The sequence below is a fragment of the Streptomyces sp. SID11385 genome (genome assembly GCF_010548245.1).
Lineage (GTDB): Bacteria > Actinomycetota > Actinomycetes > Streptomycetales > Streptomycetaceae > Streptomyces.
The window spans coordinates 1-5,971 of the sequence record NZ_JAAGLR010000466.1 but is presented as its reverse complement, the minus strand read 5'-3'; the positions used below and the strand labels follow the sequence as shown (position 1 = coordinate 5,971).

Sequence of the window (5,971 nt, the reverse complement as noted above, 5' to 3'; positions counted from 1 at the left end):
CGCCCCCGCGCTCCTCACCACGGCGCTCGCCCTCACCCTCGCCGCGAGCGGCCAGGCGCGGGCCGCCGAGCCCCCCGTCGACCCGCACGCCAACGGCACCCCGATCACTCTCGCGCAGCCCGCCGACCCGGCCGCCGGGAAGTACGACTTCACCGGCAACATCGTCTACGGCGGCGGCAACAACATCACGCCCCCGCTCACCTCGACGCACCTCACCGTCGACCCCACGGCCCGCAGCCACAACAACATCTTCGCGGGCAACCAGGCCGGCCCCCTCGACGGCAACGCCCGCCTCACGTACAACGGCAAAACGCCCGACCCGACGAGCACGGTCGGCACCGGCTACCAGGCGTACTTCCTGACCGGCGGGAACCAGACCGGGCCGCTCACCGGCAACACCTCCGTCGAGATGAACGACGGCTGGGTGCGCGGCTGGATTCTCGGCGGCGGGCAGTCGCCCATGACCGGGGACACCCGCGTCACCATGAGGTCCGGCCTCATCGGGCCCGTCATCGGCACCGGCGAGACGGTCGGCCAGGCCGAGATCTACGGCGGCGGCAGCGGCGACAACGGCACCGTCAAGGGCGACACCCACGTCACCGTCGAGGGGAAGATCTTCGACGAGGCGACGTACGAGCCCGGCGACAAGGTCACGCTGGTGCGTCAGCACGTCCTCGGCGGCGGCCAGTCCGGCGCCGTCGTCACGGGGGACACGCACGTCGACATCAAGGGCGGCACCGTCGAGGGCATGGTGCAGGGCGGTCCGGGCGGCGGCGGCCTGCCGAACAACGTCATCGGCGACACGCACGTCCACGTCAGCGGCGGCAAGGTCACCTGGCGCACGAACTCCACCGCGGGCGGCAGCGTCTTCGGCGGCGGCTACGCCAGGGACCAGAACGTCACGGGCAACACCAACGTCCTCATCAGCGACGACGCGGACATCCGCGGCAGCGTCTACGGGGGCGGCAACGCCGGCTCGCTCGGCATCCAGCCGAACCGGACGACCGGGGACGCGAACACCGTCGTCACGGACGGGCACATCGGCACCAACATCTACGCGGGCGGACGCGGCACCTCCTACGTCCAGGGCACCTCGACCGTCCGCCTCAAGGACATCGGCCCGGACACCTTCTTCGGCAAGGACTTCTCGCGGCAGATCCTGCGCGGCGCCATCCAGTCCGGCACCGGCAGCGCGCACACCGTCTTCGACCACTGGACCGCGCCCGAGTACCTCGGCAGGGTCGGTACGGCCAACACCGGCCAGATGGACACGATCCGCTTCGAGAACGGCAGCCGCCTCGCGGTCGACCCGGCCAGCTACTTCGGCCGCAACTGGCACGTGAACGCGGGCAACCGCATCGACATCAAGGGCCCCGCCACGATGTCCACCGTGAGCTTCACGGACGCGGGCACGGTACGGCTCAACTCCCCAGAGTCACCGGACCAGTTGCACTCCACGGTCGGCAACGACTGGTACTCGGACGGCGGCACGCTCACGATGAGCGCGAGCACCGACACCGACAAGAACTTCCTGACGATCGGCGGCGCGGCGCTCATCAAGCCGGACACGCTGCCGGACGGCAGGAGCGGTAAGGGGACGAGCGCGGCTCCGCGCGCGAAGCCCGCCCCCACGAAGCCCGCCCCCGCCAAGCCCCGCCCCCTCAAGCCCGGCCCCACGCCCACCTCCGCCGCCCCCAGCGCCCTCACGCCCACCGCCCCCACCAGCGCCGTCCCCTCCGCCTCGCGCAACGCGGGCCGCGCCCTGCCCTCCGCCCTCCGCGCCCATCCCGCCGCGGCCCCGCGCGCCCCCGGCTCGCCCGTCACGATCGATCTCGATCTGAACCAGAACTGGAACGGCGACCGGATCAACCTCGTCCGCTCCGCGGCGGCCAGTGACGCGAACGCCTTCCGCATGGACCCGATCAGGATCGTCAACGACAGCTTCCGCGGCGAGGCGGTGCTGAAGAGCGAGCCGAACGCCGACAACGGGGGCCGCACCTGGTACATCGAGGGCGAGAAAGAGTCCCCGTACCGCGTGACGGTCCACCACGGCACGCTGCCGGACGGCGCCACGACCGGCCTGTTCTACGCCGACGACGAGGTCACGGTGCGGGCCGACGAGCCCGCCGAGGGCATGCGCTTCACCGGCTGGGAGATCAACGAGGGCGGCCCGCTGGAGGACTTCGACCCCGACGCGCCCGACTCCTCCTTCACGATGCCGGCCAACGACGTCGTCCTGACCGCGCTCTACGAACCGATCCCGAGCCCGACGCCCACGCCGACCCCGACACCCACCCCCACGCCCGTGCCCACGGACACCGCGCGCCCGCACCCCGCCCCGACCCACTCCCCGGGCGGCGGCGGCATGGCGAGCACCGGCTCCACCTGGCTCCCGGCCCTCGCCATCGCGGGCGCGTCGGTCCTCGCGGGCCTCGTCCTCCACCAGGTCCGCCGCAAGAAGCTGCGCCGCGGCTGACCGTCCGGACGTGAACGACGTGTGAGGCCCCCGGGACGGGCCGACACGTGAGGGGCCCGGTCCACCCAAGGACCGGGCCCCTCACCCGTACCGCCGGAGCGCCCGCTACGGGTTCGCCACCGCCTGCTGCGGCCTGATCGGCAGCCGGTTCACGAGCCGTCCGGTCGCCGCGCGGACCGCCGAGGCGATCGCCGCCGGGGTCGTCACGACCGGGACCGCGCTCGCGGCCTTCGCGCCGAAGGGGGCGATGACGTCGCGCTCCTCGACCAGGCGGACGACGCGGATGTCCGGCGTGTCGAGGGCGGTCGGGAGCGGGTAGCCCGTCAGGTCGGGGTGGCGGACGAGGCCGCGCGGGGTACGGAGGTTCTCCGTGAGCGCGGCGCCGACGCCCTGCGTCACCCCGGCCTCGATCCGGGCCCGGAGCTGCGCCGGGTTGAGGACCCGGCCCACGTCCTGCGCGAGCGTCAGCTCGACGACCCTGATCGCGCCCAGTTCGATGTCCACGTCCACGACCGCGCGCACCGCGCAGAAGGCGAGCCCCACGAAGGCGTCGCCCTGGCCGTCCGCGTCGAGCGGCTCGGTCGGGTGGGGGCGGCACTGCGCCGTCGCCCACAGCTCCTTGCCCTCCAGCGTCTCCGCGACCGTCGTGGAGAGCACCCCGTCGTAGCTGGTGATCTTGCCGTCGGCGATCTGGAGGAGTTCGGCGGACATGCCGAAGGTGTGCGCGAGGGGCTGGAGGAGTTGCGTGCGGACCATCTTGGCCGCGCGCTCGACGGCCCCGCCGGAGACCCAGGTGTGGCGGCCGTGGCACGCGGGCCCGGCGGGCGGCTGGTCGGTGTCGACGGCGGCGACGCGCACGTCCTCGACACCGAGCACGTCCTGCACGATCTGCCGCGCGAGCGTCGAGAAGCCCTGCCCGGTCTCGACGGCCGCGCAGATGACCGTGGCCATGCCGTCGTGGATCTTCACCGTCGCCGTGGCGACCTCGTCCGCGCCCTCCGCGCCGAGCATGTGCACCATGCCGACCCCGTAGCCGACCCCGCGCCGCACGGCCGCCGGATCGCCCGCGCCCTCGGGCCCGCCGGGCAGCAGCCACTCGTCCTCGGGGGTGTCCTTCGGGAGCGGGGGCAGCTCCTCGTCCCGTACGGCTTCGAGGAGTTCGGCGACGGGCGCGGGGCACGTCACGGTCTGCCCGGTCGGCAGGACGTCGCCGGTCGCGAGGACGTTGCGCAGCCGCAGCTCCGCCGGGTCGACGCCGAGCTTCTTCGCGAGCTTGTCCATCTGCGCCTCGTACGCGGCGCACACCTGCATCGCGCCCTCGCCGCGCACGTGCCCGGAGGGCGGGTTGTTGGTCCGTACGACCCAGCCCTCGACGAAGGCGTTCGGGACGACGTACGGGCCGCAGGCGAAGGAGACGGCGGCGGCGAGCGCCTCGCCCGAACTGCCCGCGTACGCGCCCGCGTCCATGAGGATCTGCGCCTCGACCTTGACGAGGCGGCCCTCGGCGTCGGCGTGGTGGCGGTAGCGGAGCAGGGTCGGGTGGCGGTGGGCGTGGCCGAGGAAGGAGTCCTCGCGCGAGGCGATGAGCTTGACGGGGCACTGGGTGCGCATCGCGAGCAGCCCGAGCGGCAGCGTGAAGCTCTGGTCCTCGCGGTCGCTCGTCGCGCCGGGGACGCCGGTCACGACGACCTTGACCTGGTCCGGGCTGAGCCCGTAGCAGGCGGCGGCGAGGTCGCGGTCGCCGTGCGGGTCGGTCGACGCGGTGTACAGCTCGACGCCCCCGTCCGGACGCGGCACGGCCAGCCCCGCCTCGGCCCCGATCGGCGCCGGGTCCTGGCGGCCGATGCGGTAGAGCCCGTCCACGACGATCTCGCCGACCGCCTCGGGGTCGCCGGAGCGCAGCGGGATGTGCCGCACGAGGTTCCCGTCCGGGTGCAGCGGGGCCGCCTCGAAGGACTCCTCGGGGTCGGTGACGGGGTCGAGCGTCTCGTACGTGACCTGGACGGCCGCCGCCGCCATGCGCGCCGTGTCGGGGTGGTCGGCCGCGACGGCGGCGATGGCCTCGCCGTGGTGGCGTACGACCTCGGAGGCGAAGACGGGCCGCTCGCCGCCGAAGGAGTGCGGGGGCAGGTCCTCGTGCGTGAGCACCGCGCGCACGCCCGGCATCCGCAGGGCCTCGGCGGTGTCGATCGCGAGAATGCGCGCGTGCGCGTGCGGGGAGCGCAGGACGGCCGCCCACAGCAGGCCCTCGGCCCACAGGTCGGCGGCGTACGGGAAGGTGCCCTCGGTCTTGGTGCGCAGCTCGGCGGGCGGCAGCGAGGTGCCGAGGCCGAACGGGGGCCGCTCCTCGGCCGGTTCGGCCACCGGGTTCTCCAGGGACTCCAGGGTCGACTCGCTCATGCCTGGCCTCCGTCCTGGGGCGCGAAGTGCTCACCGGCGCCGTAGGTGTGCTGACCGGGGTCTTCGTAGGGGCCCTCGGGGGGGTACGGGGCGTCGGACGGGTACGGGCCCTCCGGCGGGTACGGGCCTTCGGGCGGGACCGCGAAGCCCGCGCCGTACGTGCCACCGGCCTCGCCGAGGTCCGTGCCGTAGGGCGGGGTCGCGGCCGGCTCCTGGTCGACGGGGCCCGGCTGGTGCGGGACCCGCGCGTGGGGCTGCCCGGCGGGTGGCTCGGCCTCGGCGGCCTCCTCCTTCGCCGCGGCCCGCTCCTCGCTCGCCTCGCGACGGCTCGCGGCCACGTCCTGGACGGCGTCGAGCACGCCCCGGTAGCCGGAGCAGCGGCAGAGGTTCCCGCACAGCGCCTGCCGGGTCTCCAGGACGGTCGGCGCCGGGTTGCCCTCCAGCAGGTCGTGCACGGTCATCGCCATGCCGGGCACGCAGAACCCGCACTGCACGGCGCCGTGCGCGGCGAGCGCGCGCTGCACGTCGGAGGGTTCGCCGTCGCGCGCGAGCCCTTCGACGGTACGGACCTCGCTCCCGGCGGTCGTCGCGGCCGGGACGAGGCACGAGGCGACGAGCCGTCCGTCCACCTGGACGTTGCACGCCCCGCACTCGCCTTGCGCGCACCCGTCCTTGGCCCCGGCGAGTCCCAGCCGCTCGCGCAGCACGTAGAGCAGGGACTCCCCGATCCAGGCGGCCTCGACGGGCCGTTCGACGCCGTTGACGGAGAGCGTGTAGGAGGCGAGGGCGTGCTCGTCGGGAAGGGGCAACGCGGCCACTTCGGTGACGGCTTGGGGCTCCGGTTCGGGTTCCGCGGCGGGCTCGGGCGCGGGTTCGGTGGCCGTCTCGGGCTCGGGCGCGGGTTCGGGCGCATCCTCGGCGGCCTCGGCCTCCGGAGCGGCTTCGGGACCGGCCTCCTGACCGGCGACCGCCTCCTGACCGGCGGCCGCCTCCGGTTCCGCCACGGGCTCCGCCCCGCCCGGCACGTACCCGGGCGCCGCCTCCTGCCGGGGCCCCGGCACCCCCGCGCCGCCGGGCGCCTCCCCGCCGGGCGCG

Annotated in this window: 3 protein-coding genes; 1 reads left to right on the top strand and 2 read right to left on the bottom strand. The window is 74.6% G+C overall.

Features of this window, described 5'->3' with window-relative positions:
• Positions 1-409 precede the first annotated feature (409 nt).
• Complete coding sequence (locus tag G3I42_RS37585; RefSeq protein ID WP_275405252.1) at positions 410-2,476, top strand: hypothetical protein; 2,067 nt, start codon at positions 410-412, stop codon at positions 2,474-2,476.
• A gap of 105 nt (positions 2,477-2,581) precedes the next feature.
• Here the strand turns inward: G3I42_RS37585 and G3I42_RS14380 are convergent, their stop codons facing one another.
• Positions 2,582-4,876, bottom strand: a complete 2,295-nt coding sequence (locus tag G3I42_RS14380; protein WP_164286009.1) for a xanthine dehydrogenase family protein molybdopterin-binding subunit — start codon at positions 4,874-4,876, stop codon at positions 2,582-2,584.
• A partial coding sequence (locus G3I42_RS14375) for a (2Fe-2S)-binding protein (RefSeq protein WP_164286007.1) occupies positions 4,873-5,971 on the bottom strand: 1,099 nt, incomplete at its 5' end. The genes G3I42_RS14380 and G3I42_RS14375, both read right to left, overlap by 4 nt.